Annotated in this window: 25 protein-coding genes; 11 read left to right on the top strand and 14 right to left on the bottom strand. The window is 74.9% G+C overall.

Translation table 11 applies throughout. From position 1 onward, the window contains the following. Positions 1-40 precede the first annotated feature (40 nt). The gene (locus tag ACFVNO_RS25185; protein WP_378896114.1) at positions 41-916 is read left to right on the top strand and encodes an NmrA family NAD(P)-binding protein; all 876 of its coding nucleotides are present in this window, start codon (positions 41-43) and stop codon (positions 914-916) included. 219 nt (positions 917-1,135) lie between these two features. On the opposite strand, the gene ACFVNO_RS25190 is transcribed toward ACFVNO_RS25185, so the two are convergent. The 3 genes from ACFVNO_RS25190 to ACFVNO_RS25200 all read right to left on the bottom strand — a co-directional run bounded on the left by ACFVNO_RS25190 (position 1,136) and on the right by ACFVNO_RS25200 (position 4,209). After that, the gene (locus tag ACFVNO_RS25190) at positions 1,136-2,020 is read right to left on the bottom strand and encodes a LysR family transcriptional regulator (RefSeq protein ID WP_355267254.1); all 885 of its coding nucleotides are present in this window, start codon (positions 2,018-2,020) and stop codon (positions 1,136-1,138) included. A 67-nt stretch (positions 2,021-2,087) separates the two neighbouring features. Then, positions 2,088-3,305 (bottom strand): MFS transporter, encoded by a 1,218-nt coding sequence (locus ACFVNO_RS25195; RefSeq protein ID WP_378896117.1) that lies wholly within the window; start codon positions 3,303-3,305, stop codon positions 2,088-2,090. A 142-nt stretch (positions 3,306-3,447) separates the two neighbouring features. Then, positions 3,448-4,209 (bottom strand): DUF6928 family protein, encoded by a 762-nt coding sequence (locus ACFVNO_RS25200; RefSeq protein WP_355267248.1) that lies wholly within the window; start codon positions 4,207-4,209, stop codon positions 3,448-3,450. Between the two features lie 130 nt (positions 4,210-4,339). Here ACFVNO_RS25200 and ACFVNO_RS25205 point away from each other — a divergent pair, with 130 nt between their 5' ends. Next, positions 4,340-4,987 (top strand): TetR/AcrR family transcriptional regulator, encoded by a 648-nt coding sequence (locus ACFVNO_RS25205; protein ID WP_355267245.1) that lies wholly within the window; start codon positions 4,340-4,342, stop codon positions 4,985-4,987. Between the two features lie 47 nt (positions 4,988-5,034). Further along, positions 5,035-7,485 (top strand): MMPL family transporter, encoded by a 2,451-nt coding sequence (locus ACFVNO_RS25210; RefSeq protein ID WP_355267243.1) that lies wholly within the window; start codon positions 5,035-5,037, stop codon positions 7,483-7,485. Positions 7,486-7,550: 65 nt separating this feature from the next. Here the strand turns inward: ACFVNO_RS25210 and ACFVNO_RS25215 are convergent, their stop codons facing one another. Continuing rightward, entirely contained in the window at positions 7,551-7,793 is a 243-nt protein-coding gene (locus ACFVNO_RS25215) for a PLDc N-terminal domain-containing protein (protein ID WP_355267240.1), read from the bottom strand. Between the two features lie 318 nt (positions 7,794-8,111). On the opposite strand from ACFVNO_RS25215, the gene ACFVNO_RS25220 reads away from it, so the two are divergent. Beyond that, on the top strand, positions 8,112-8,939 hold the full coding sequence (locus tag ACFVNO_RS25220; protein ID WP_355267237.1) for a metallophosphoesterase: 828 nt from the start codon (positions 8,112-8,114) through the stop codon (positions 8,937-8,939). A gap of 190 nt (positions 8,940-9,129) precedes the next feature. On the opposite strand, the gene ACFVNO_RS25225 is transcribed toward ACFVNO_RS25220, so the two are convergent. The 3 genes from ACFVNO_RS25225 to ACFVNO_RS25235 form a co-directional block, all read right to left on the bottom strand. Further along, positions 9,130-9,987 carry a Rieske 2Fe-2S domain-containing protein gene (locus ACFVNO_RS25225; protein ID WP_355267234.1) on the bottom strand — a complete coding sequence of 286 codons (858 nt, stop codon included), beginning with the start codon at positions 9,985-9,987 and terminating at the stop codon, positions 9,130-9,132. A gap of 100 nt (positions 9,988-10,087) precedes the next feature. Next, complete coding sequence (locus ACFVNO_RS25230; protein ID WP_378896121.1) at positions 10,088-10,840, bottom strand: DUF2071 domain-containing protein; 753 nt, start codon at positions 10,838-10,840, stop codon at positions 10,088-10,090. A 66-nt stretch (positions 10,841-10,906) separates the two neighbouring features. Next, positions 10,907-11,812 (bottom strand): manganese catalase family protein, encoded by a 906-nt coding sequence (locus ACFVNO_RS25235; RefSeq protein WP_355267231.1) that lies wholly within the window; start codon positions 11,810-11,812, stop codon positions 10,907-10,909. A 195-nt stretch (positions 11,813-12,007) separates the two neighbouring features. Between ACFVNO_RS25235 and ACFVNO_RS25240 the strand changes: the two genes are divergently transcribed. Continuing rightward, a complete protein-coding gene (locus ACFVNO_RS25240; protein ID WP_355267228.1) occupies positions 12,008-12,493 on the top strand; it encodes a ferritin-like domain-containing protein in 486 nt (161 codons plus the stop codon). Between the two features lie 42 nt (positions 12,494-12,535). Here the strand turns inward: ACFVNO_RS25240 and ACFVNO_RS25245 are convergent, their stop codons facing one another. After that, the gene (locus ACFVNO_RS25245) at positions 12,536-13,558 is read right to left on the bottom strand and encodes a DNA topoisomerase IB (RefSeq protein ID WP_378896124.1); all 1,023 of its coding nucleotides are present in this window, start codon (positions 13,556-13,558) and stop codon (positions 12,536-12,538) included. A 110-nt stretch (positions 13,559-13,668) separates the two neighbouring features. Then, a complete protein-coding gene (locus ACFVNO_RS25250; protein WP_378896126.1) occupies positions 13,669-14,262 on the bottom strand; it encodes a TetR/AcrR family transcriptional regulator in 594 nt (197 codons plus the stop codon). A gap of 133 nt (positions 14,263-14,395) precedes the next feature. Here ACFVNO_RS25250 and ACFVNO_RS25255 point away from each other — a divergent pair, with 133 nt between their 5' ends. Continuing rightward, positions 14,396-15,304: an alpha/beta hydrolase family protein gene (locus tag ACFVNO_RS25255; protein ID WP_378896127.1), complete on the top strand. Its 909-nt coding sequence runs from the start codon at positions 14,396-14,398 to the stop codon at positions 15,302-15,304. A gap of 9 nt (positions 15,305-15,313) precedes the next feature. On the opposite strand, the gene ACFVNO_RS25260 is transcribed toward ACFVNO_RS25255, so the two are convergent. Together ACFVNO_RS25260 and ACFVNO_RS25265 are read right to left on the bottom strand one after the other, a co-directional pair. Then, entirely contained in the window at positions 15,314-16,543 is a 1,230-nt protein-coding gene (locus ACFVNO_RS25260; protein WP_378896129.1) for a DUF418 domain-containing protein, read from the bottom strand. A 31-nt stretch (positions 16,544-16,574) separates the two neighbouring features. After that, entirely contained in the window at positions 16,575-17,291 is a 717-nt protein-coding gene (locus ACFVNO_RS25265) for an NAD(P)-dependent oxidoreductase (protein WP_220563660.1), read from the bottom strand. 91 nt (positions 17,292-17,382) lie between these two features. Here ACFVNO_RS25265 and ACFVNO_RS25270 point away from each other — a divergent pair, with 91 nt between their 5' ends. After that, positions 17,383-18,081 (top strand): TetR/AcrR family transcriptional regulator, encoded by a 699-nt coding sequence (locus ACFVNO_RS25270; protein ID WP_378896131.1) that lies wholly within the window; start codon positions 17,383-17,385, stop codon positions 18,079-18,081. 14 nt (positions 18,082-18,095) lie between these two features. Here the strand turns inward: ACFVNO_RS25270 and ACFVNO_RS25275 are convergent, their stop codons facing one another. The 3 genes from ACFVNO_RS25275 to ACFVNO_RS25285 are packed head-to-tail and all read right to left on the bottom strand — an operon-like array spanning position 18,096 to position 20,361. Next, positions 18,096-18,824, bottom strand: a complete 729-nt coding sequence (locus ACFVNO_RS25275) for an ABC transporter permease (RefSeq protein WP_378896133.1) — start codon at positions 18,822-18,824, stop codon at positions 18,096-18,098. A 53-nt stretch (positions 18,825-18,877) separates the two neighbouring features. Next, on the bottom strand, positions 18,878-19,645 hold the full coding sequence (locus ACFVNO_RS25280; protein ID WP_355267207.1) for an ABC transporter permease: 768 nt from the start codon (positions 19,643-19,645) through the stop codon (positions 18,878-18,880). After that, positions 19,642-20,361 carry an ATP-binding cassette domain-containing protein gene (locus ACFVNO_RS25285; protein WP_355267204.1) on the bottom strand — a complete coding sequence of 240 codons (720 nt, stop codon included), beginning with the start codon at positions 20,359-20,361 and terminating at the stop codon, positions 19,642-19,644. The genes ACFVNO_RS25280 and ACFVNO_RS25285 overlap by 4 nt, the downstream gene beginning before the upstream one ends. A gap of 134 nt (positions 20,362-20,495) precedes the next feature. On the opposite strand from ACFVNO_RS25285, the gene ACFVNO_RS25290 reads away from it, so the two are divergent. The 4 genes from ACFVNO_RS25290 (at position 20,496) to ACFVNO_RS25305 (ending at position 24,588) form a co-directional block, all read left to right on the top strand. Further along, positions 20,496-21,380 (top strand): histidine kinase, encoded by an 885-nt coding sequence (locus tag ACFVNO_RS25290; RefSeq protein ID WP_355267201.1) that lies wholly within the window; start codon positions 20,496-20,498, stop codon positions 21,378-21,380. Beyond that, complete coding sequence (locus ACFVNO_RS25295; RefSeq protein WP_378896136.1) at positions 21,377-22,207, top strand: response regulator; 831 nt, start codon at positions 21,377-21,379, stop codon at positions 22,205-22,207. Before ACFVNO_RS25290 ends, ACFVNO_RS25295 begins: the two co-directional genes overlap by 4 nt. 249 nt (positions 22,208-22,456) lie before the next feature. Then, entirely contained in the window at positions 22,457-23,623 is a 1,167-nt protein-coding gene (locus ACFVNO_RS25300) for an undecaprenyl-diphosphate phosphatase (protein ID WP_355267195.1), read from the top strand. Positions 23,624-24,333: 710 nt separating this feature from the next. After that, positions 24,334-24,588, top strand: a complete 255-nt coding sequence (locus ACFVNO_RS25305; RefSeq protein WP_355267186.1) for a hypothetical protein — start codon at positions 24,334-24,336, stop codon at positions 24,586-24,588. Positions 24,589-24,613: the final 25 nt, after the last annotated feature.

Consider the following 24,613-nt stretch of genomic DNA (forward strand, 5'->3'; position numbering starts at 1 on the left):
CTGGTCCCGGAAATTCAACAAAAGGAGAAAGGGAATCGGCGTGCAGGAGAAGAGGACCGTTCTGGTTACGGGCGCGACCGGCGGCCAGGGCGGCGCCGTCGCCCGCGCCCTGCTCGACCGCGGATGGGGCGTGCGCGCCCTGGTCCGCTCCCCGGAGGCCCCCGCGGCCCGGGCCCTGGCCGCGCTGGGTGCGGAACCGGTCGCCGGCGACCTGGACGATCCGGGGTCGCTGCGCGCGGCGGCCCGGGGCGTGCACGGGGTCTTCAGCGTCCAGCCCTGCGACCTGGCCGCCCCCGACCCGGCCACGGAGGTGCGGAGGGGCCGGAACGTCGCCGACGCGGCGGCCGCGGCGGGAGCCGCCCACCTGGTCTACACCTCGGCCGCGGCCGCCGGGCAGGGGTCGGGGGTGGCGCACTTCGAGAGCAAGGCGGAGATCGAGGCGTACGTGGAATCCGCGGGGGTCCCGGCCACGGTGCTGCGCCCGGTGTACTTCATGGAGAACTGGCGGTACGCGCTGCCGCGGCCGGACCACGGGGGCGGAGAGTCGGCGGGGGCCGGGGAGCGGGTCGTGCCGGTCGCCCTGGACGCGGACACCCCACTCCAGCTGATCGCGCTCGCCGACATCGGGCGGATCGCCGCGGCGGTGTTCGGGGCGCCCGCCGAGTTCACCGGCCGCCGGATCGACATCGCCGGGGACGAGCTCCCGGTGCGGCGGATCGCCGAGCTGTTCGCCGCGGCCGACGGCGTTCCGACGCGCTTCGAGCGGCTGTCCGACGCCGGGTTGCGGGAGCGGAGCCCGGAGGTCGCCAAGATGTACGCGTGGATCAACGGCAAGGGGTTCCGGGCCGACCTCGCCGCGCTGCGGGCCCGGCACCCGGGGCTGCTGACCCTGGAGGCGTGGCTGCGCACCCGCTGACACCGGTGCGGGCCGCGGACGCGGGCTGTGGATGCGGGCCGTGGGCCCGGGTGCGGGTGCGGGTGCGCTGACGGAACCGGAAGGTGGGACCGGCCGGAGGACCCGTCTGACGAGCCCGAGCGGCGCGACCGGACGGCAGGACCGGGCGGCGGACCCGCCTGACGGGTCCGGGCGGCGGGCCCGGACGGCGAAACCGGAAGGCGGGCCCGGACGGCGGATTCAGTCCGCGGCCGCGCCGGCGGTGTCGATGATGTCGAGGAAGGCGCGGGCCGCGGGCGTGGTCCCGGTCCGCGCCCAGACGACGTACTCCACGCGCCCCGTCGCGTCGGTGACCTCCAGGGTGGTCACCCCCGTCAGCTGCGGCACATAGGCGGCGGGCAGCAGCGCCACCCCCAGCCCCTCCCCGACCAGCCTGGCCATGTACTCGGCCGAGCTCACCTCGAACGCGACGTCGCGGTCCAGGCCCGCGGCCTCGAAGGCCTGGTCGGACTGGACGCGCCCGGCCGTCCCCGCGGGCATGTCGACGAACACCTCGTCGACCAGCCGTTCCAGGCTCACCTCCGTCCCCTCGGCCAGCGGGTGGTCGGGGGCGACCACGGCGACGTGCCGGTCCCGGCCCAGCTCGCGGACGTTGACGCCCTGGGGCCGGGCGGTGGTGGGCAGCCCCAGGAAGGCCACCTCGATCTCGCCCGCCTTGACCTGTTCGACGAGGTCGTCGCTGGCGCCCACCCGCAGGCCGATGCGCACCTGCGGGTACCTGCGGCGGAAGTCGCGCAGGGCGCGGGGGACGTCGACCGCGGCGACGGTGGGGATAAGGCCCACCTCCAGTGGTCCCCGCACCTCGCCGACGGCGGCGGCGACCTCCGCCGCCGCGCGTTCGGCGGCCTCCAGGCAGCGGCGGGCCTCGGGGAGGAAGGCCGCCCCGGCCGCGGTCAGCCGCACCCGGCGGCTGGTGCGCTCGAAGAGCCTGGCCCCCAGCTCCCGCTCCAGCCGCGCGACCTGGTGACTGAGCGCGGACTGGGCGACCAGGCAGCGTTCGGCGGCCCGGGTGAAGCTGTTGGTCTCGGCGATGGCGACCACGTAGCGCATCTGCTGGAGTTCCATGGCGGTAGCGTACGGCCGCCGCGGGGCCGGGCCACGCGGCGGCCGTGGGGCCCGGGACGGCGGGGGTTCAGCCCCGGCGCCGTGGGGCGAGGGCGACGAGCAGGCCCAGGGCGACCAGGCCGGCCCCCAGCAGGCAGGCCCCGGTCCAGTGGGCGTTCACCCAGACCACGGGGACGAGCGCCCCGCCGACGGCTCCCCCGGCGAAGAACAGGGTCATGAAGACGGCGTTGATCCGGCTGCGCGCCTGCGGCCGCAGCTCGTAGGCGGTGGTCTGGGAGGCGTTGAGCACCGCCGTCTGGCCCGCGTTGAGCAGGACCAGGCCCACGAGCAGCCAGGCGATGCCGCCGTTCTGGGCGGGGAGCATCACGGCCCACCCCGTGGCCGCCAGCACCAGCCCGGTGACCAGCACGGCGCGCGGGTGGCCGCGGTCGACCAGGCGTCCGGCCAGCGGCATGGCCAGGGGGCCGATCACGCCGATGAGGCCGACCAGCCCGATGGCCGCGGGCGTCCAGCCGTAGGGGGCGTCGACCAGGAGCAGGGTCACGACGGTCAGGTGGACGGTGAAGGAGGCCATGGCCAGCGCGGCGGTCGCGATGGGCCGGCGCAGCGCGGGCAGGTCGACCAGCAGGGCCGCGGTGGAACGCCACAGGCGCAGCGGGCGCGTGGCCTCGCCGCGGTCGCCCCCGCCGCCGGGCAGGACCCGCCACACGACGGCGGCGACGGCCAGGAGCAGGACGGCGGTGACCCAGTAGACCGTCCGCCACCCGGCGAGTTCGGCCACCAGGCCGGAGGCGGCCCGTCCGATCAGGCCGCCGGCGAGGACACCGGCCATGACGACGCCGATGTCGCGGGCCCGGCGGTGCGGCGGGGCCAGTTCGGCGGCGAAGGGGACGAGGACCTGGGCTCCGACGGAGGTGACGGCGGCCAGGGCGGTGGCGGCGAGGAGCAGCCACCCGGTGGGCGCCGCGCCCGCCAGGACCAGGAGGAGCCCGGTGGCCGCGAGCAGGGTCGCGGCCAGGCCGCGCCGCGCGTAGCGGTCGCCGAGGGGGACCAGCAGGCCCAGGCCGACCGCGTAGCCGACCTGGGCCGCGGCGACGGTGAGGCCCGCGGTGGTCGTCGACATGCCCAGCTCCGAGCCGAGCAGGCCCAGGAGGGGCTGGGCGAAGTAGTTGCCCGCCACGGACAGGCCCGCGGCCACGGCCATGACCGGGAGGGCGGAGGAGGTGGCGCGGCGGCGTTCGCGGCCGGCCGCATTCTGTCCGGAGACGGAAAGGGGATTCGTCATGTATTCATGGTCGGCACGCGAATCCCGGGCGTCCAATGCATTCTTTTCATGGGATCCATCGTGATCCGCGATGCTTGTCTCCGGCACGCTTTTCCGTTGGAATACATCGACCCGTGAAGGGCTTCGGAAAAAGCGTTCCCCCTCAGGGGCCGTCGAATTCGACCAGGGAGCCGTCCGGACCCGTGCGGTAGAAGCGCGGCCGTCCCAGGGGGTGCACGGCTCGGTGGACCTCGGCCTGCCGCTCCGCGGTGTCGGGGTCGGCGGGGAACCGCACCCGGTAACGGTGCAGGCGGATGGCGAAGGCGTCGGCGTCGTCCGGCTCGGGCATGCCCTCCTTGACGAACCCGCACAGGGCCCGCAGCGCGTCCTCCCCCAACTCCAGCGGGTGGAAGGGCAGCGGGTACGGCTCCTCCTCCCCCGGCCAGGGGACGACGTCGGCCGGGCGGTCGCCGGACCGGTAGGGGGCCTCGAACGGCAGCGGCTCGCCGATGTCCTCCATGACCCCGCCGTCCGGCGACACGCTGAAGGAGCGCAACAGTCGGCCGTCCTCCCAGACGGCGAAGGCCAGCCAGTCGACCACGCTGTGCATGGCGTGCAGGACGAGCCGCCGCCCGGCGCTCGCCGCTACCAGGTGCGCGGGCAGCTCCGAGGGCCGGTCGCACATGAACGCCCTGCCGCAGATGACGTCCAGCCCGGGCCAGACCCCCGCGTTCACCGTGCCCTCGGGCGGATAGGAGCCCTCGGCCAGGTTGTACCCGCCGTCCGCGGCGACCTCGGCACCCGGGTGCAGGCGCCGCACCAGGGCGTCCGTGCGTTCGCGGTCGGCGGCGTCCGGCCGCACCCGCCGCAGCAGTTCCGCGGTGTCGCCGTCCGCGTACACCAGCAGGCCCGTCTTGGCCCCCATCACACCCTCCTCCGGCCCGTTCTCCGTCCGCACCGCAGGCTAGGGCCCGGCACCGACATCGGGGCGGATGTGACAGGGTGCACTCAGTGCGTCGTTGCACTCAGTGCATTGCGGTGTTTAGCGTGGAACAGTGAACGATCGGCCCATTCCACCCGCTACCGACCGGCGCGAGGCACTGAAGTCCCGCCACCGCCGGGCCATCATCGACGCCGCGGCCGCGCTGGCGGCCGAGCGGGGGGACACCGGCTTCACCGTCGACCAGCTCGCCGAGCGCGCCGACGTCTCCCGGCGGACGGTGTTCAACCACTTCCGCTCGCTGGACGACATCCTGCTGGAGGTGTTCGGCCGGATGCTGGAGGAGATCGTCGACGGCATCGGCGCCAACCTCGACGCGGCACCCGACGGCGGTGACGCGAACATCTTCGACTCCCTGGCCGACGCCATCCGCGGCACCGACCTGCTCACCCCCATCACCCGCCTCAAGCACTTCGTCGAACAGGGCGACGGCACGCCCTCGGCCGGCCGGGCCGCCCTGTTCGAGCGGGCGATGACCGACGTGGGCACGCGGTTGTCGGCGATCGTGATGCGCCGCCACCCGCAGGCCGACCCGCTCACGGTCGACCTCATGTGCGGCGCGATCATCGGCGGCGGCTCCGTCGTCGTGGAGCACTGGCAGCGGATCACCGGAGGGGTCGTCGACGACGGCTCCCGCCGGGTCTGGTCCGAGCTGCTGGAGCGCATCCTCACCGTCACCCGCGACGGCTACGGCACGGCCTGAGCGCGTCCGCGCTCCCCATCGGCCCCTTTTCTGTGAAGGCACACTCAATGGCTGAACTCCTCTACAGACTCGGACGGGCGTGCGCACACCGCGCACGCACCGTCATCGCCGTCTGGCTGGCACTGCTCATGGCGTCCGGCGCCGCGTTCTTCCTCTTCTCCGGTGAGCTGGAGGGCGGCTTCTCCATCCCCGGGACGCCCACCGACGAGGTGAACCGGCTCCGCTCCGCGGAGTTCTCGGACCTGGCCGGCGGCTCGGGGGCCGTCATCTACCGGACCGAGGACGGATCGGAGTTCACCGAGGAGCAGCGCGAGGCGATCGCCGACCGCGCCGAACAGGCCGCGGAGGTCCCCGGGGTCGCGGACGCGGTCGACCCGTTCGCCACCGAGGCCGAGCGCGCCGAAGGGGTCCGGGAGCTCGAGGAGGGCCGCGAGGAGATCGAGGCCGGCCAGGCCGAGCTCGACGCGGGCCGCGAGGCGGCCGAGGCCGCCGGGATGCTGGAGCAGTCGGAGGAGTTCTTCGACGGCCAGCAGGCCGAGATCGACGCCGGCATGGAGAGGATCGAGGGCGGCGAGGCCCTCATGGAGATGTCCTCCGGCGTCGGCCTGGTCTCCGAGGACGGCGACACCGCCCAGGTCATGGTCTCGTTCACCGCGGAGCAGATGGACGTCTCCCAGGAGACCCGCGACGCCGTGATGGCGGTCTTCGAGGACCACCCGGTCCCCGGCACCACGGTGGACTTCAACAGCGACCTGGCCCAGAGCCTGCCCGCCCTGTTCGGCCCGGCCGAGGTGGTCGGCCTGGTCGTGGCCGCCGTGGTCCTGGTGGTCATGCTGGGCACCCTGGTGGGCGCGGGCCTGCCGCTGCTGACCGCCCTGGTCGGCGTCGGCATCGCCACCCTGATCGCGATGTCGCTGTCGGGGGTGCTGGAGATGGCGTCGGTGACCCCGATCCTGGGCCTGATGCTGGGCCTGGCCGTGGGCATCGACTACGCGCTGTTCATCATCAACCGCCACCGCCGCCAGCTCAAGCAGGGCGTGGAGGTCGGGGAGTCCATCGGCCTGGCCAACGGGACCGCGGGCAACGCCGTGGTCTTCGCCGGGACGACCGTGCTCATCGCCCTGCTGGGCCTGAACCTGACCGGCATCGGGTTCCTGGGGCTCATGGGCACCATGGGCGCCCTGGCCATCGCCGTCGCGGTGGTCGTCGCGGTCACCCTGGTCCCGGCGCTGCTGTCGCTGCGCGGCGAGCGCATCCTGTCCCGCCGTGAGCGCGCCCGCCTCGCCGAGCGGGCGTCCGGCGGGGCGACCGCGGCGGAGACGGTGCGGCCGATGTCGACCGGCCGGGCGCTGCTGCGGGCCGCCGTCGCCGTGGCCGCCCTCGTGGTGGTCGCCCTGCCCGCCCTCGACCTGCGGCTGGGCATGCCCGACGGCTCCTCCGAGTCCACCGACTCCACCCAGTACCGGGCCTACACGATCGTGGAGGAGGAGTTCGGCGAGGGCGCCAACGGCACCCTGCTGGTGATCGCCCGGCTGACCGGCGGCCCGGACCGGGAGACCGCCGAGCTGAACGCCGAACTGGACCAGGTCACGGTCGCCGAGAAGATCTACGCCTTCGACGACGTGGCGGCCCTGGCGCCCATCGCGTTCTCCGACGACTTCACGTACGCCGCCTTCCAGGTGGTCCCGGTCGAGGGCCCCACCAGCGAGTCCACCGAGCAGCTCGTCCACGACCTGCGCGAGCTGGAGCCGATCAAGGGCACCGGGACGCTCGGCGTCGCGGGCGTGGCCAGCGGCAACATCGACATCTCCGAGACCCTCAACGACGCGCTGCCGACCTACCTGGCGGTGGTCGTGGGCATGTCCCTGGTGATCCTGCTGCTGGTGTTCCGGTCGGTGTTCGTGCCGGTCGTGGCCACGCTCGGGTTCATCCTGTCGTTCTTCGCCTCGCTCGGCGGCGTGGTGGCCGTCTACCAGTGGGGGTGGCTGGGCGGCCTCATCGGGCTGGAGAACAGCGGGCCGGTGCTGAACTTCCTGCCGACGATCCTGGCCGGGATCCTGTTCGGCCTGGCGATGGACTACATGCTGTTCATCGGGACGGGCATGCGCGAGGCGTACGTGCACGGCGCGCCCTCCCGCACCGCCGTGGTGCAGGGCTTCCGGGCCGGGCGCTCGGTGGTGACGGCCGCGGCGATCATCATGATCTCGGTGTTCGGCGGGTTCGTGTTCTCGCACTCGGTGATGATCAGCTCGATCGGGTTCGCCCTGGCCTTCGGCGTGCTCATCGACGCGTTCGTGGTGCGGATGCTGCTGGTGCCCGCGCTCATGCACCTGGCCGGCGACGCCGCCTGGTGGCTGCCCAGGTGGCTCGACCGGCTGCTGCCCGACATCGACGTGGAGGGCGCCGCCCTGGAGACCCGCCACCTGCACGCCGGTGAGGGCGGTGAGGAGCCGGGCTCCGAGCGGGAGCCGGCGGACAGCGCCGCGGTCCGCGGCTGACCTGCGAAGCCGAACGGCCCGGACACGCCCCGCGGGGCGTGTCCGGGCCGTTCCTTGTAGGGCGGTCAGGCGGGGACGCGCCTGCGGCCCACGAGGAACCACAGCGCGGATCCGATGAAGGGGGCGACGACCACGAGGACCAGCCATACGACCTTCATGCCGCCGTCGGTCCGGGAGGCGATGATGCTGATCACCGCGGCGACGACGAACACGACCGCGGCCGCCGCCACCAGCAGTGCGGCGGTGAGTCCGAACGCGGCAAGAGCCGTCTCGCCGGGGAGCGCCTGTGCCAGGGTGAGCATGTCCATGTCCCTTCCCTTCCGCCCGGCACGACCGCGCCGGAACACCTCCGATGCTAGGTTTCCGGCCCGCGCCGGCACATCCGCCGGCGGAACGCTTCCGGATGTCGCCTTCGGCGGCGCCAAGGGCCCGGGCCGGTGATCTTCGTCGGGGGTCCGGCCGACTTTCGTCGGTGTCGGGGAAACGGCCACGCGGGGGTCGACGGGCATTCGCCCGCCGCCGGGCCGCCGTCATCCGGCGTTCACCGGGGTCGCCGACGCTGAGGTGTGCAACGAGACGCCGGGAACGGCCGGTCTCACGGAACGAGCATCCACGGCGGTGGCCCCATGCCCTCTCCCGTCCACACCATCATCCAGCTCAGCGACGTCCACATCGTCGGCGCGGGCGAGCCCCTGCACGGCACCCAGGACACGGTCGGCCACCTGGCGGCGGCGCTGCGGTCCGTCGAGGAGGCGGGGATCCCCCTCGCCGCCCTGCTGCTGTCCGGCGACCTCGCCGACGAGGGCGACCCGCGCTCCTACGGGATCCTGCGCGAGGCGGTCGAGCCCGTGGCGGAGCGCCTGGGCGTTCCGGCCCTGTACATGATGGGCAACCACGACGAGCGCGGTGCGCTGCGCGCGGGCCTGCTGGACGAACCCGGCTCCGACGCGCCCCTGTACTACGTCCACCGGATCGGCGGCCTGCGGATCATCGTCCTGGACAGCACGGTGCCCGGCCACCACCACGGTGAGCTCGGGGAGGAGCAGCTGGAGTGGCTGCGCGAGGAGCTGGCCTCCCCGGCGCCCGAGGGCACGATCCTGGGCCTGCACCACTCCCCGATCCCCTCGCCGCTGCCCCTGATGGACCCGCTGGGGCTGCGCTCCCCCGAGAAGCTCGCCGACGTCCTGCGCGGCGGCGACGTGCGCATGGTGCTGTCCGGGCACGCGCACCACCCGGCAGCCGGGGCCTTCGCCGGGATCCCGGCGTGGATCTCGGGGGCGCTCGCCTACACGGGCGACGCGCTCGGCCCGGAGAACGTCACCCGCGGGCTGGCCGGGTCGGCCTTCACCCGGGTCGACGTGTACCCGGACACGGTGGTGGCCTCCTCCGTCCCGCTGGTGCCCGCGGGCACCGAGCCCCTCTACGAGGTCGGCGCCGAACGGTCGGACGGCTGACCCCGACCGCCCAGGGACCTTCGGGAACGCTGTCCGGTGCAGCCGGGGGGTTCGTGAGGCGCCCGGCGGGGCTCCGGAGGTCCCGGAGGAGCGGCCCTCGAGGAAGGCCGGTGGCCGTAGGCCGTCCGTTGAGGACCTTCCGCCACTCGACGGGCGGGCCGAAGCGCGGCGGAGGTCCGAAGAGCACGGCCTAGTAGCGGGCCGCGGGGGAGCGGACCATCAGCCGGCCCTCCACCACGGACGTCTCCAGGACCTCCGGTGCGGCGGTGGCGGGCCCGTGGACGACGCTCCCGTCCTCCACCCGGAACTCACTCCCGTGCCACGGGCAGCGGATGCACCCGTCGACCAGGTCCCCCTCCGCCAGGGGCGCCCCCATGTGGGGGCAGGTGCCCAGCAGGGCGGACACCGACTCCCCCTCCCGTACCACCACGACGGGGACGCCGTCGGCGTCCGCCCGGCCCGGGCTCCCCTCCGGGAAGCCGTCCAGCGGCCCCAGGTCGCTCCAGCCGTCGGGCACCAGGTCGATCAGGGCGTCGGCGCTGTTGGCGCCGCTCGCCCGGTAGTAGGAGAGGTGTCCGCCGAGCAGGCCGCCCAGGCCCACCGCGCCCGCCCCGGCCAGGCCCAGGGCCACGCCCCAGCCCTCGCGTCCGCGCAGCCGGGACAGCAGGGACATCCCGAAGAGCAGGGTGGCTGCTCCGTTGGCGGCCGCGTGCACCGCGCCCACGCGCCGCTGCCGCTCGTGCAGCTGCGACCAGTCGGCCAGCCCCGCCACCGCGGCGGGCAGGGCGGCGAGGATGCCCGTCCCGATCAGCACGCGGGACGCGCGCCGGTTCCCGCCCGGCAGCACGTCGAGCAGGACCGCCGCGGTCCAGGTGCCGATCGGCAGGTGCACCGCGATGGGGTGGACGGGGTGCCCGAGCGGTACCCCGTGCAGGAGGTCGCGCGCCTTCCCGGCGGGGAGGCGTTCGGCGATCCCCGCCAGGCGGGAGACCGCCGGGTCCAGGCGGTCCTCGCGTTCGATCCTGCGGATGCGTTCACCGAGTCTCATGGGCGGGCGACTACCCGTTAGGCCGCGCCCCACGCGTCCGGCCGGTCCTTTGACCGGTCTTTTCCGACGGGGAGGGCACCGCAGAAGGGTGTGCTCACCGTCAGCGCACGGGGATGAGGGACGGGGTCACCGCGGCCTCGGCCCCGGGGGACCACAGCGCCGAGACCAGGGGGGTTCCGGGGAGGAGTCCGACCCCGGCCCTCGCCGTCAGGTCCCCCTCGTACGAGAGCGTTCGGGCGCGGTGGAGGGTCCAGGGCTCGTGGAAGACCCTCACCCAGTGGGTGAGGCCCGCGCGGCGCGTGTGCAGCCCCCAGCGCGCGGTGACGAAGCGCTCCAACGGTGTGGGGCGGACCGGCCGTTCTTCCACCCGCAGGCTCCACCGCGCCCACGCGCCCCGCTGGGGCGCACGGCGCCGCACCGCCCCCGCGCACCGGCCGGGGCCGTCCTGCCGCAGACCGATGTCGGACCACATGTAGGGGACCCCCGGCAGGGCCCTGGCCGCGACGACGCTGTGCAGGGAGTCGGCGTCCATGGACAGGAACACCACGCCCCGCCGCCCGTGCCCGTCGATGGAGTAGAGGCGTACGTTCACCTCGGAGAACGCCCCGACCGGCACCACTCCGAGGACCCTGGTGAACTCGGCGCGGAAGGCGACCAGGCCGACGTACGTGGCACCGTCGAGCACGTCCGGCCGGGTCCCCGGCGGGAACAGGTGCGCCACGCGCCCGGCCTCGACGGGCCAGTGCAGGAACACCGTCCCCCGCCATCCCTGTCTCAACAGCGCGGGCCCGGGCAGGGGCGGTGCCGTCGCCGGGGGCGGCGCTCCCGGGCGGCACAGGTCACCGGACGCCATTCCGCCCCTCCCCCGTGCTCCTCCCCGGGCCCGTCGGCCTCCTCGTCCCGGTGCCCGCCGGGAGGTTCACTCCAGGGCCTTCTTGATCTTGTCCGTCAGTCCCTCGCGCCCGGTCGCGCCGGACGCGCCCTTCTCGGAGCCCTCTCCCCCCGGCTCGGCGAAGGTCGCGTACAGCTTCGGATCGGGCGGGGGCGCGGAGGCCGGACCGCCGAGGGGATCGGGCCGGTCCAGGTAGCGCAGCTCGTGGTCGCCGTCGGGGGCGGGCCGTGAGGACCAGCGGCCCTCGGCCGCGGCCGTGCCGTCGGACAGTCCCCAGATGGTGTTGGCGTGCTCCTGGTCCTCCACGTCGAGGAGGGCGTCGGGCGCGATGTCGCCTTCGAGGCCGTCCTCCTTGAGCTCCTCGATGGCCGCCAGCCACATGTTCTGGTGGACGGTGTCCCGGGCCAGGTTGAACTGGAGCATCGCCTTGACCCCGGGGTCGTCGGTCATGTTGTACAGGCGGGCGGTCTGGAGCCTGCCCTGGGACTCGGCCGCGACGTTGGCGCGGAAGTCGGCGAGCAGGTTGCCGCTGGCGACGATGTACTTGCCGTTCCAGGGTGTACCGGCGGAGTCAGCGGGAACGGCGCCGCCGCCGGAGACGATGGCCTGCTGGGGGTTCATCCCGCCGACGATGGCGGCGACGGCCGGGTCCTGGACCGCCTTGGCGACGGTGTCGGCCGGGGCGCCCTCCAGCAGGCGGGCGACCATGGTGGCGAGCATCTCGACGTGGCCGATCTCCTCGGTCGCCACATCCATGATCAGGTCCTTGTACTTGCCCTCCACGCGGCAGTTCCACCCCTGGAACAGGTACTGCACGGCGACGGTCATCTCTCCGTAGGCGCCGCCGATCAGCTCCTGGAGCTTCATGGCGTACAGGGCGTCCGGGGCTTCGGGCTTGGCCTCGAACTGCAGGTCCTTGGTGTGACGGAACATGGTGGGCCCCGCTCTTCCTCTGAGAAGTCCTCGTGCATGTCCGTGGCCGCTACCCGCGAACGGCGATCGTATTCGGTCCCTTCCCGGGGCACCGACAGGGCCGCGACCGGCACGCCGTTTGCCGGATCCGCCGCGGGGTAGTCGCGGGGCTTGGAAGACGAAGCGGACCGACGAACGGGACGGGAGAGTTACGCGATGACGAGCCGCGAGCGGCTGATCGACTGGCTCAACGACGCCTACGCGATGGAGCGGTCTCTGGAGGAGACCCTGGAGCGGCACCTCAAGGACGCCGAGGGCGAGCCCGAGGTGCACGCGCGGATCCAGCGCCACCTGGAGGAGACCCGCCGCCAGGCGGAGACGGTCGAGTCCTGTGTGCAGTCCCTGGGCGGGAAGGTCTCCAAGGTCAAGTCCGTCTTCGCCGAGATGATGGGCGCCGTCCAGGGGATGGCGAACAAGCCGGCGAAGGACACCCTGGTCAAGAACTCGCTGGCCGACTACGCGGCCGAGCACTTCGAGATCGCCTGCTACAAGGCGCTCATCGTCGCCGCCCGGGAGCTCGGCGAGGTGGGGATCGCCGAGAGGCTGACCGGCATCCTCCGGGAGGAGGAGGCCATGGCGCGCTTCCTGGAGGAGAAGCTCCCGCACGCCGTCCGCGGCGCGCTCGCCGACGCCGACGCGTAGCCGGGGGGTGAGAGGGGCCGCCGTCCGCGGGACGGCGGCCCCTCACCCGTCCCCGTGCTCGCGCAGCATGCGCAGCACGGCCTCCTCCACTCCCCCCTGGGTGGCGAGCTCCCCGGTGCGGACCCCCTCCCCCAGTTCGGGCAGCGCGTCCGCGACCGTCACGCCGCGCTCGCCCAGGCGGAAGACCCTGGGGTCGATGTAGGAGTCGCGGGCCACCGCCTCGGTGTTGCCGAGGCGGTGGGCCACCTCGCGCACCACGTGGGCCCGCAGCCCGTCGGACACCCCTCCGTCGCCGGCGGGGCGCGCCACCGCGACGCCGACGGCGGCCAGGACCGTGGCGTGCCAGGTGCGGAACTCCTTGACGGTGTGGTCCTCCCCGGTGATCTCGCGCAGGTAGGCGTTGAGGTCGCCGTCGGCCACGTCGTGCCAGCCGCCCTCCACGTGGTAGGCGAAGAGGTCCTGGCCCGGGGAGCGGGCGCGCTGGAGCGAGGCGACCACGCGGACCACCCCGGGTTCGGAGCACTCGAACCTCCGGCACCGGCCCGCCTTGGCGGGGAACTCGAACACGGCCGTGCCGCGGGTGCGGTGCACGTGCTCGCGCAGCAGGGTGGCCACCCCGTAGGAGTCGTTGCGGGCGGCGTACTCGTCCCCTCCGGCCCGCAGGAGTCCGAGGTCGACCAGCCGGACCGCCGCGGCCAGGACGCGTTCGCGCACCAGGCCGCGCAGGTCCAGGTGGCGGTCCGCCGTCCGCCTGATCCGGGGCAGCGCTTCGGCGAGGCCCAGCATGTCGTCGTACTTGGCCTCCTCGCGCCTGCGCCGCCATTCCGGGTGGTAGATGTACTGGCGCCGCCCGGCGTCGTCGGTGCCGCACGCCTGGATATGGCCGTCCGGGGAGGGGCAGATCCACACGTCGTTCCAGCCGGGCGGCACGACGAGCCCCTTGATCCGCCGCACCAGCGCCTCGTCGGTCACCGGCTCGCCCCCGGGGCCGTAGTAGCGGAAGCCGCGCCCGCGCCGGACACGCGTGATGCCCGCGGTGCCCGGGTCGCTGCGCTCGATCCCCATGGCGCCCCCTTCGTGCTCCCGGGACCCGCCCCGTGCGGACGGGCCCCGTCGAACCCTGATACCCGCGCCGGGCGCCCCGGACCGCCCGGGAGGCGTGTCCGCCGCGGCGGTCAGTCCCCGCGGGGGGCGCGGAGCCCTGCCAGGAGGACCCCGACCATGCGCTCGGCGTCGTAGTCGGGGTCGGTCTCCGCGCCGGCGCAGAGGTTGCCGATGGCGCGCATCAGCTCGTAGGCGCCGATCCCGGCGGTGAGCTGCCCGGCGTCGGCCGCCGCGCGGAGGATCTCCTCGCAGACGGGCACGAGCCGGTCCAGGAAGGAGGCGTGCAGGGCCTGGAACCCGGCGCTGTCGCCCTGCATGGCGGCGGCGAGGCCGTGTTTGGTGACCAGGAACCCCACGAAGAGCCCCGCCCACTCCACCAGCGCGTCGTGGGGGGTGTCGGCGGTGGCCAGCAGCCGGGGGCCGGCCTCGGCGCAGGCCTCGATCTGGTGGCGGTAGACGGCGGTGACCAGGTCGGCGCGGGTCGGGAAGTGGCGGTAGACGGTGCCCATGCCGACGCCCGCGCGGGCGGCGATCGCGCGCACGGGGGCGTCGACGCCGGACTCGACGAAGACGGCGGCCGCGGCGTCCAGCAGGACCTGCTCGTTGCGCCGGGCGTCGGCCCGCCTGCGCGGCGCTCCGCCGCCGCCCTGTTCCCGGTCCGCCACTGTTCTCCACCCCTTCTCCGCACGGCCTTGTTAAACGGAGCACTGTTCCGTATATTCAACCGGAGCAACGTTCCGCTTGTTCATTGTGGCACGGACGGGGGCCTCTCCGCCGTGCCCGCCGAAGGGAATCACCATGAGCGGCCCCACCCCGGTCATCTCCGTCGGACCCGTCGTCCTCCCCGCCCCCGGGCGCGGCACGGACCTGCACGTCCGCGTCTCCGCCCCCGCCACGGGCGGCGGCCCCCTGCCGGTCGTCGTCTTCTCGCACGGGTTCGGGGAGTCCATGGACGGCTACGCGCCGCTGGCCGACCACTGGGCCGCGAACGGGTTCGTCGTGGTCCGGCCCACCCACCTCGACTCCCGGAGGCTGGGACTCGTCCCCGACGACCCCCGCACCCCCGAGATCTGGCGCATCCGCGTGGACGACCTCGTCCGGGTCCTGGACGGTCTCGACGCCCTGGAGGCCGCCGTCCCCGGCCTGGCCGGGCGGTCGGACCGCGGCCGCGTCGCCGTCGCGGGCCACTCCTGGGGAGCCCAGACGGCCGGGACCATGCTGGGCGCGCGGGTGCTGGACGCCGACGGCGTGCCCGGCGGGGACCTGGCCGACCCGCGGGTCGGGGCGGGCGTACTGCTCGCGGCGGCCGGGCGCGGCGGGGACGACCTCACACCGTTCGCCGCCGAGCACTTCCCGTTCATGAACCCGGACTTCGCCGGGATGGCGGCCCCCGCCCTGGTCGTGGCCGGGGACGACGACCACTCACAACTCTCCGTGCGGGGGCCGGACTGGTGGACCGACGCCTACCACCTGAGCCCGGGGCGCAAGAGCCTGCTGACACTGTCGGGCGCGCACCACTCCCTGGGCGGGGTGTCGGGGTACGGCGCGGCGGAGACGACCGACGAGTCCCCGGAGCGGGTGGCGCTGCTACAGCGCCTGACCACGGCCTACCTGCGCGACGCGCTCGGCGTCGAGCACGAGTCCTGGAAGCGGGAGTGCGCGGCCCTGGAGGGGTCCCCGCTGGGCCGCCTCGAATCCCGGGGGTGACCGGCGGCCTCACCCCGGCCCCGCGGACCCCACCGGCTCCGCCGGGGCCGCGGGCGTGCGCCCACGGGCGAGGGTCCGCAGCAGCCGCTCGGCGGGGCCGTGCCGCCCCGCCCGTTCCAGGGCGGCCGCCAGGGCCACCGACACCAGCCAGGTCGCGACCGCCAGCAGGGCGGCCTGCCACTGCGTGAGGACGCCGCCGAGCCCCAGCCCCCAGGCGCACAGCACGGGCGCGAAGACCGCGGACTGGAACAGGTAGCAGGACAGGGACCTGCGGCCCGTGGCCGTCAGCGCGGACACGAGCGGTCCGGGCTCGCGGGAGGCCGTGACCCGCGCCGCGACGAGGGCGATCAGCGCCGCGTAGCCGAGTCCGGCGAACAGCCCGGTGAACCCGTTGAGCATGACCGGCGCCCACTCGGGGAGGTCCCACACGCCGTGGTGGACCAGGGCGGACGGGACGGCCCCGGCCCACCCCACCGCGATGCCGATGACCGCCGTGCGCACCAGCAGCGGCCGGTGCGCCCCCGGCTCCTCCAGCACCCGGTGCCGGGCGCAGACGATCGCGACCAGGACCGCGATCGGCACCACGAGTCCGAGCAGCCCCTGCCCCACGGTCACGACGGCCCACATCCCCAGCCGCGGCAGGACCGACGCGGCGTACGGCGTGATCCCGGCGAGCTGCGGCACCGCCCCCGGCGACGGGTCCGGTCCGTGGGCCGTGACGGCGGCCGCCACCAAGGCTGCCGCCGCCGCGAGGCCCAGCAGGCAGGCGAGCCCCGCGGCCCACGCCACGAGGGTCCCGCTCGCGCGGCGCAGGAACAGCCCGGTCACGACCAGGCCGACGAGGCCGTAGGCGCCCAGGACGTCCCCGGACCAGAGCAGCGCGGCGTGGACCGCGCCGAAGGCGATCATCCAGAGGTGGCGCGACCGGAGCAGGCGGAGCGCCGGGGCGCCGTCCGGCGCCCTCCCCCGCCGCCGGGCGTAGAGCTGCCACAGGCCGTAGCCGAAGAGGAAGGCGAAGAGCGGATAGCTCCGCCCGTCGACCGCGACGATCGCGACGGTCTGCCACAGGGCGTCGGCCCCGGTGGCGACCGTGCGGTGGGCGCCGACGCCGGAGGTCGCCGCCCCGTAGAGGAACCACGGCACGTTGGCCAGGGCGATGGGCAGGAGCATGACCCCGCGGGCGAGGTCGGGGGCGGGAGCGCGTCCGCCGGAACGGGGCGCGGGTGCGTGGTCGGCCATGGTGTCGTCTCCGTGTGCGCCGGCGCCGGGCCTACGGGGCCCCGTGCCCGGCCGGGGAGCCGCCGTCGGCCGCGTGCGCCAGGGCGCTGGGGGTCAGCCGCCCCACGATGGCCGGGGCCTCGCCGACCAGCGTGTCGTCGGTGAGCGCCGCCACCATGAACAGGGCGAAGTCCACCCGCCGGGTCAGGTTGCTCGCGAGCACCGGGTCGCCCACGTGGCGGCTCCACACCGGCAGCCCCTGGCTCTCGCCCTCCTCCAGGTCGCTCCCCCGGACCAGGGTCCACCGCCGGTCGCTGGCGAAGATCCGGCGGGCGGCCTCCACCTGGTCGTCGACCTCGACGGCGCGCAGCAGGCGGGCCAGCACGGTGACCACGCGGACGGTCGCCCGGAACCGCCGCGTGTAGCGGTCCCGCCCGTCCCGGGCGACGTGCCAGCCGCAGGAGAAGACCAGCCGCGCGCCGGGTTCGGCGAAGTCGAGCACCGCCTGCGCCGTGCCCGACGAGTACTGCCGGACACCCCAGGGCACCAGCACGGTCAGCACCCCGTCGCATCCGGCGACCGCCCGCCGGACCACCTCCCGGTCGTTCGTGTCCCCGGGGACGACGGTGATCCGGTCGGCGAAGTCCGCGAGCTTGGGGACGCTGCGCTCGCGGCAGACGCCCACGACCTCGTACCCCCGGTCCAGGGCGTGCCCGACCATGTACCGCCCGAGCTTGCCCGAGGCCCCGATGACGCACACCTTCCGCATGGCCCTGCTCCCCTCGCACCACTGCACTGACTTACGGTGTAAGTAACGTTAGACTTACCCCGTAAGTTTTGGCAAGGCCCGAGGAGGCACATTGGCCGAACGCGGACGCCCCAGGCACCCCCGGCTGAGCCGGGAGCGCGTCATCGCCGCCGCGACCGCCCTGGCCGACGAGAAGGGCGGGGCCGGGGTCACCATGCGGGCCGTCGCCGGCCGGCTGGGCGTCGAGGCGATGTCGCTCTACAACCACGTGGCCAACCGCGAGGCCCTCCTCGACGGGATGGTCGACGCGGTGTTCGCCGAGATCGACCTCCCCGACCCGGCCTCGGACTGGCGGTCCGCCGTGCGCGACCGCGCCGCCTCCGCCCGCGCCGCGCTGCGCCGCCACCCCTGGGCGGTGGGCCTGCTGGACTCCCGCACCGACCCCGGCCCCGCGACGCTGCGCCACCACGACACCGTCCTGGGCGTCCTGCGCTCCCAGGGCTTCTCCGTGGGCCTGGCCGTGCGCGCGGTGTCCCTGATCGACAGCTACGTGTACGGGTTCGTCATGCAGGAGCTGAGCCTGCCCTTCACCGACCGCGAGAGCCTGGCCGAGGTCGCGGGCGGCATCCTGGACGGCCCCCTGGCCGAGTCCCACCCGCACCTGGCCGAGGTCATCGCGGCCCAGGCCCTGGCCGAGGACTACGACCCCGACGAGGACTTCGCGTTCGGGCTCTCGCTCATCCTCGGCGCCCTCCGCCCCGACGAGGCGCCGGCGGCGGATGGGCGCGGGGACGGCGACGACCGGAGGTAGCGCCGCCCCCGCGGTCAGGGGTCGCTGCGCGCGAACCGGACCGCGGCGGCGCAGCCGGCCAGCGCGATCCACCCCAGCAGCACGAGCGCGCCCGTGGCCCCGGTGAGCACGGTGTCGGCCGGGTCGAACAGCAGCGCCCCCGCGCGGTCCGGCAGCCAGCGGGCGTGCTCGGTGAGCCCGCCCAGCAGCGGGGAGGCGATCAGGACCAGGGACAGCATCCCGACCAGCGCCGGGACCAGGTGCCGCAGCAGCAGCGCGACGGTGTGGGAGAGCAGGCCCAGCAGTGCCAGGTGGGCCGCCGCGCCCAGGGCGGTGCGCGGGTCGGCGCTCTCCCAGACGGGCCCCGCGCCGAGCAGGCGGCCGGTCACCGCGGCCGCCGCCGTGCTCGCGCCGACGGTCGCCGCGGCGGTGAGCGTCACCGCGGCCAGCGCCGCCGCGGTCTTGCCCGCCAGCAGCAGCCCGCGGCCCGGGACCGCCACCAGGGACGTCCGGATCTGCGCCCCCGCGTACTCGTGGGCGGCGGCCCAGACCCCGACCAGGACCAGGCCCGCCTGCACGTACGGGACCGCCTGGACCACCGCGGCCACCGGGGAGCCCGCGCTCCCCTGGTCGGCGGCGTACGCCGCCAGGGCCGCGGTGATCACCGCCCCCACCAGGACCGTGGCGACGGCCGACGCCACGGCGGCGGGCAGGGTGGCCAGTTTGGCGAGCTCGGCGGCGGTGACCCCGTACAGGCGCGCCACCGGTGACGCCGGAGCGTGTACCCGCGGGTGCGCCGCCCCGCGCACGGCCGCGCTCACGCGTCCCGCCGGGAGAACACCGCGGCGGCCACCGCCAGCAGCCCCAGCGTCCAGGCCGCCATCACGAGCGCCCCGGGCACCGCGTCCAGCCCGCCCTCGACCGTGCCCAGCCCGCCGAAGAGGCGGCGCCCCGCCATGTCGGGCAGCCAGTGCGCGAGCGGTGTCAGGCGCGTGAGCAGCAGCGAGAACGAGACCAGGGAGCTGTTCACGATGAGGACGATGAGCGGGACGACCCCGCTGCGGGTCAGCACCGTGATCGCGAAGGCGATCAGCCCCGTGAGCACCCAGTAGAGCGTCGCCCCGAGGAAGCGGTGCAGCATCTCCTCCGGGGTGACGGTCTCGGCTGCGGCGCCGCCGATGACGAGGCGGGCGACGCCGACGCTCGCGGGGATGGTGACCGCGGCGGTCGCGGCGACCGCCAGGACCACGGTCAGGGCCTTGGCCAGGAGCAGGCGCAGCCGGGAGGGGACCGCGGCCAGCGTCGCGGTGATCTGGCGGCCGCCGCCCGCGTCGGGGCTGTTCGAGGTGTACTCGCTGCTGACGACGACCACACCGAGCACGACCGCGCCGACGGTGCCCAGCGGAACGGCCGCGTAGCCGACCTCGAACGGCGACGTCAGGCCCTCCGCGCCGGACCGGGCGGAGAGGGCGTTGAGCAGCGTGATCAGGGCCGAGCCCAGCAGCGCCACCAGCACGGCCACCCCTGTCGCGGGCAGGGAGGCGGCCTTGCGCAGCTCGGCGCCGAGGATGCCCGCGGACCTCATCTCCCGGCCTCCCCCGCACCCGTGGCCCCCGTGAGGGCGAAGAAGGCGTCCTCCAGGCTCGGGTGGCCGGCGGTGACCTCGTCCAGCGTCCCCCGCGCGGCGATCCGGCCCCCGGCGATGACCACGAGGTCGTCGGCGATCCCGGCGACCTCCCCCATCAGGTGGCTGGACAGCAGCACCGTGCCCCCGGCCCCGGCATGGCCGCGCAGCAGGCCGCGCATCCACCGGATGCCCTCCGGGTCCAGGCCGTTGACCGGCTCGTCCAGCACCAGCGCCTCCGGCTCGCCCAACAGCGCGGTGGCCAGGCCCAGGCGCTGGCCCATGCCCAGGGAGTACCGGCCCACCCGCACCCGTCCGGAGTCCGCCAGCCCGACCTGTTCCAGCACCTCGCCGACCCGGCGCCGGGGGATGCCGTTGCTGCGCGCGACCCACGCCAGGTGGGCCCGGGCCGTGCGGGAGCGGTGCGCGCCCGAGCCGTCGAGCATCGAGCCGACCGTGCGCAGCGGATCACGCAGGCTCCGGTAGGGGCGGCCCCCGACCAGGGCCGTGCCCCCGTCGGCGCGGTCCAGGCCGAGCAGGATGCGGAGGGTGGAGGACTTGCCCGCGCCGTTGGGCCCGAGGAACGCCGTCACCCGGCCGGGGCGGGCCTCGAACCCGACCCCGTCCAGGACGGGGCGTCGGCCCCGGCGCTTGGTGAGCTGTTCGATCGTGATCATGCCCGCCATTCCAGCGGCCGCGCCGGACCCCGCCATCGGACCGGGGGCGGGTCTTGTGCGCCCCGGCTCCTCCCCGGGTCGCTCCGACCGTGGTCGGATGTGCGGCGGCGGCCGCGGAACCTAGACTCGGCCGGATGGAACGGACACAGGAGGCGGTGGCGGACCGCCCCGTGCTGCGCTCCCGCGCCGGCGTCGTCGCGTCCGCCGCCCTGGCCCTGCTCGCCCTCGCGCTGGCCTCCACCGGCGCGGAGCCCCGCGTCCTGGCGCTGGCCGGGGTGTGCGCCATCGCCGCCTCCGCCGTGTCGGTCGTCGTCTGGGCCGTGCTGCACTCCCGTCGGCGGCGGCGCGCCCACGAGGACGCGCTGACCCTGTGGGCGGCCGAGCGCGCCGCCCAGGCCGAGCGCCTGCGCATCGCCCGCGACCTGCACGACCTGGCCTCCCACGGGCTCGGGCTGATCACCGTCCGCGCCGCGGCGGCGCGCACCGCGGCCGGCCCGGAGGGCGAGGCGGAGCGCGTACGGGCGCTGGCCGACATCGAGCGGGCGGGCCGGGAGGCCACGACCGAGCTGCGCCGCATGCTCACCGTGCTGCGGACCCCGGGCGAGGAGGCCGAGCCGGCCCGGCTGCGCCCGGCCGAGACCCTGCGCGACCTGCCCGCCATCGTCGAGTCGGCGCGCCGCGGCGGGGTCGCCGCCGTCCTGGACCTGGGCGGGACCGGGGAGGTGTCGGCGGGCGCGCAGCTCACCGTGTGCGCGGTGGTCCGCGAGGGGCTGGCCAACACCGCCCGCCACGCGGGGCCCGTGCCCGCCCGTGTCACCGTGCTCCGCCGGGGCGGCGCGGTCGTGGTCGCGGTCGAGGACGACGGCCCCGCCCCCGACTGGCGGCCCCACCCGGGGACCGGCCGGGGCATCACCGGCCTGCGCGAACGCGTCGCCCTGCTCGGCGGCACGGTGCGCGCCGAGCGCACCGGGGGCGGGTTCCGGCTCACCGCGACCGTTCCGGACGGGGAGGCCCGATGACCGGCGGACCACTGGCCGACGGCCCGGGGAACGGCGGCCCGGGGAACGGCGGCCCGGGGAACGGCGGCCCGGGGAACGGCGGGCGGGCGGACGGCGGCCCGGTCCGCGTGCTGGTCGCCGACGATCAGCCGCTCATCCGCCACAGCCTCCGGCTGATCATCGACGGTGCCCCCGGGCTCGGCGTCGTCGGCGAGGCCGACACGGGGGAGGGCGCGTTCGAGCGGGCGGTGGAGCTGCGCCCGGACATCGTGCTGATGGACATCCGCATGCCGGGCGGCGACGGCATCGAGGCGACCCGGCGCATCACCGGCCACCCGGACCTGGCCGCCACCCGTGTCCTCGTGCTCAGCATGTTCGAGCTGGACGAGTACGTCCGCGCCGCGCTGGGCGCGGGGGCCAGCGGGTTCCTGCTCAAGGACGCCGAACCGGCCCGGCTGGTCGAGGCGGTCGCGCGCACCCACGCGGGCGAGTCGCTGTTCGCCCCGGACATCCTCACCCGGCTCGTCGCCCACTACGTGGACCGGCCCGCACCCCCGGCCGGGCAGGGGCCGCGGGTGCTCACCGCGCGCGAGACGGAGGTGCTGACCCTGGTGGGGCGCGGCCTGTCCAACCAGGACATCGCCGCGGCCCTGACCATCTCCATCGGCACCGTCAAGACCCACATCGGGCACCTGCTCGCCAAGCTGCACGCACGCGACCGGGCCCAGCTCGTCATCGCGGCCTACGAGCACGGCCTCGTCCGGGCCGGCACCCCGGGACCGGACCCGGCGGCCCGGTCCTCCCGCCCCGGGCGGCGTTCCGATCCGCCCGCCCACCGGACACCGTGAAACGGACAGTGCCCGTGCTCACCACGCCCCGTGTCCGATAACCCTTCCGGAGCACACTATTCTTGCCTCTGACCAGGGATCCGGGTTCTCGCCCGCCGAACCCGGTCCGCCGCGGACGCGAACGGCCCCGATCCCCCGGAACCGCTCCCGCTTCCGTTCCTTCCCCGGGGACACGTCCCGGTGTGCCCGGGCCGCCCCCTGGTTTCCCACCCGGCGACGCCACCGCGACAACCCGGAGCAGACCCTGCCGTGTCCATTCTCGAAGCCATCGTCCTAGGCCTGGTCCAAGGCCTGACCGAGTTCCTCCCGATCTCCTCCAGCGGGCACCTGCGCGTGGTGTCCGCCTTCTTCGGCTGGCCCGACCCCGGAGCCGCCTTCACCGCCGTCAGCCAGATCGGGACCGAACTGGCCGTCGTCATCTACTTCCGCCAGCGGATCTGGGCGATCCTGTCCACCTGGACCAGGTCGCTGTTCGACCGCCGCCTGCGCGGCGACGTCAACGCCCGCATGGGCTGGTACGTCATCCTCGGCTCGATCCCGATCGTGGTGCTGGGGCTGCTGCTGGAGGACCAGATCGACAGCGTCTTCCGGGACCTGCGCCTGGTCGCGCTCAACCTCATCATCTTCGGCGTCTTCCTGGGCCTGGCGGACCACTACTCCCGCAAGCACCGCACGCTGGAGGACCTCAACATCCCGCGCGGCCTGGGCTTCGGCCTCTTCCAGGCCCTGGCCCTGATCCCCGGCGTCTCCCGCTCCGGCGGCACCATCACCGGTGGGATGCTGATGGGCTTCAACCGCAAGGACGCGGCCGAGTACGCCTTCCTGCTGGCCCTGCCCGCCGTGTTCGGCGCGGGCCTGTACAAGCTGACCGACATCGGCGACAGCGAGTACGCCGGATGGGGCGCCACGATCGTGGGCACGGTCATCGCGGGCGTGGTCGGGTTCGTGGTGATCGCCTGGCTGATGAAGTTCATCTCCACGCACAGCTACATGCCGTTCGTCTACTACCGCGTGGGCCTGGGCATCGTCATCCTGGCCCTGGTGAGCTGGGGTGTGCTCGACCCGCAGGGCGGCGCGGAGTCCCAGGCGGGGCGCAGCGAGGTCGTCGCCGAGGAGCAGGCCCCCCGGCAGGAGGAGCAGCAGGAGGAGACCGGGACCCCGCCGTCGGAGGAGTCCCCCGCTGCGCCCTCCCCGGAGCCCTCCGCCGACCCGTCCGAGGGCGTCGCCGGGCAGGAGGGGACCCCGCAGACCGACCCGGTGACCGGCTGGGAGATCGACCCCGCCTCCGGGCTGCCGCGCAACCCCGAGACCGGGCTGCTGCACGACCCGGACCTGGGCATGGACGTCGACTACGACCCGGCCACGGGGCTGGCCACCAACCCGATGACCGGCGAGCAGTACGACCCCACCCCCTGAGCAGGATCCGGCCCGGGGCCGCCGCGGTGACGGCGCCCCGGGCCCGTTCCGGGGTGCGCTGCGAGGAGACCCGCGCACGCCTGGTCGAAGACCGCCCGTAGGCCGGCCCCGGCCGGTTCCGGCGGCGACCCGCCCGCCTCGGGGGTCGGCCACCGCCCCCTGCCTACCCCTTCTCTATGACCGTCTCCTCCTGGACGTCCCGGGGCACCCGCCTCGCGGCCGCCTGCCAGGCGCGGGCATGGACGCGGTCGTCTCCTACGGACCGGTCTCCCCCCTGACCCGCCCATGGCCTGAGAAGACCTCACCCGCGGGGTAGGCCGCGAAGCCGGGCTCGCCCGTGTGAGCCACGGGGGAGACCTCCGTGCGGGACCGGGCGGAGCGGAACAGGGCGGACCGGCCCGTCGGCGCCGCCCACGCACGGGCCGACTCCCTGGAACGGGCACCCGCACCTCCCCCCGATCGTTGCCCCCGCAGGGGGTCGGCCGCCCCCGGACCGCGCGTCGAGCAGCCCTCCGCACCGGCCGCCTCGTTCCGGCCCGCACGTCACGTACGCACATCCCGGGAACCCCTACCTACTCTTACGTAAGAGTAGTATTCTGGTGCCCTGTCGCCCTTCCTCCTCCCCCGGGTGGGACACGCCCGTTCCGGCCGGAGGGGTCGGCCGCCACCGTCGCCGGAGCCCTCCCGACACGATGGGACGTGACCCCCCGTTGGTCCATCGCCACAGTGCCGACCTCGTACTGCTGCAGAGGACGTTCCTCGCCGTGGGCGACGAACTCGCCGGACGCTACGTCGCCCTGCACGACGGGGCCCGTGACGAGCACGAGAAACAGTGCTGGCTGGACCGGGTGATCGACGTGCGCGAGCAGAAGAGGGCGGTGGGGGCGACCGACCGCGAGGCGCTGAGCCGCTGCATCGGGGAATGGTCCGAGACCCTGGAGGCCCTGCGCTCGCTCACGCCGTGACCCCGCCGCTCCCGCGCCGCCGGCA

Source organism: Nocardiopsis sp. NPDC057823, from assembly GCF_042797335.1.
Classification (GTDB): Bacteria; Actinomycetota; Actinomycetes; order Streptosporangiales; family Streptosporangiaceae; genus Nocardiopsis; species Nocardiopsis changdeensis.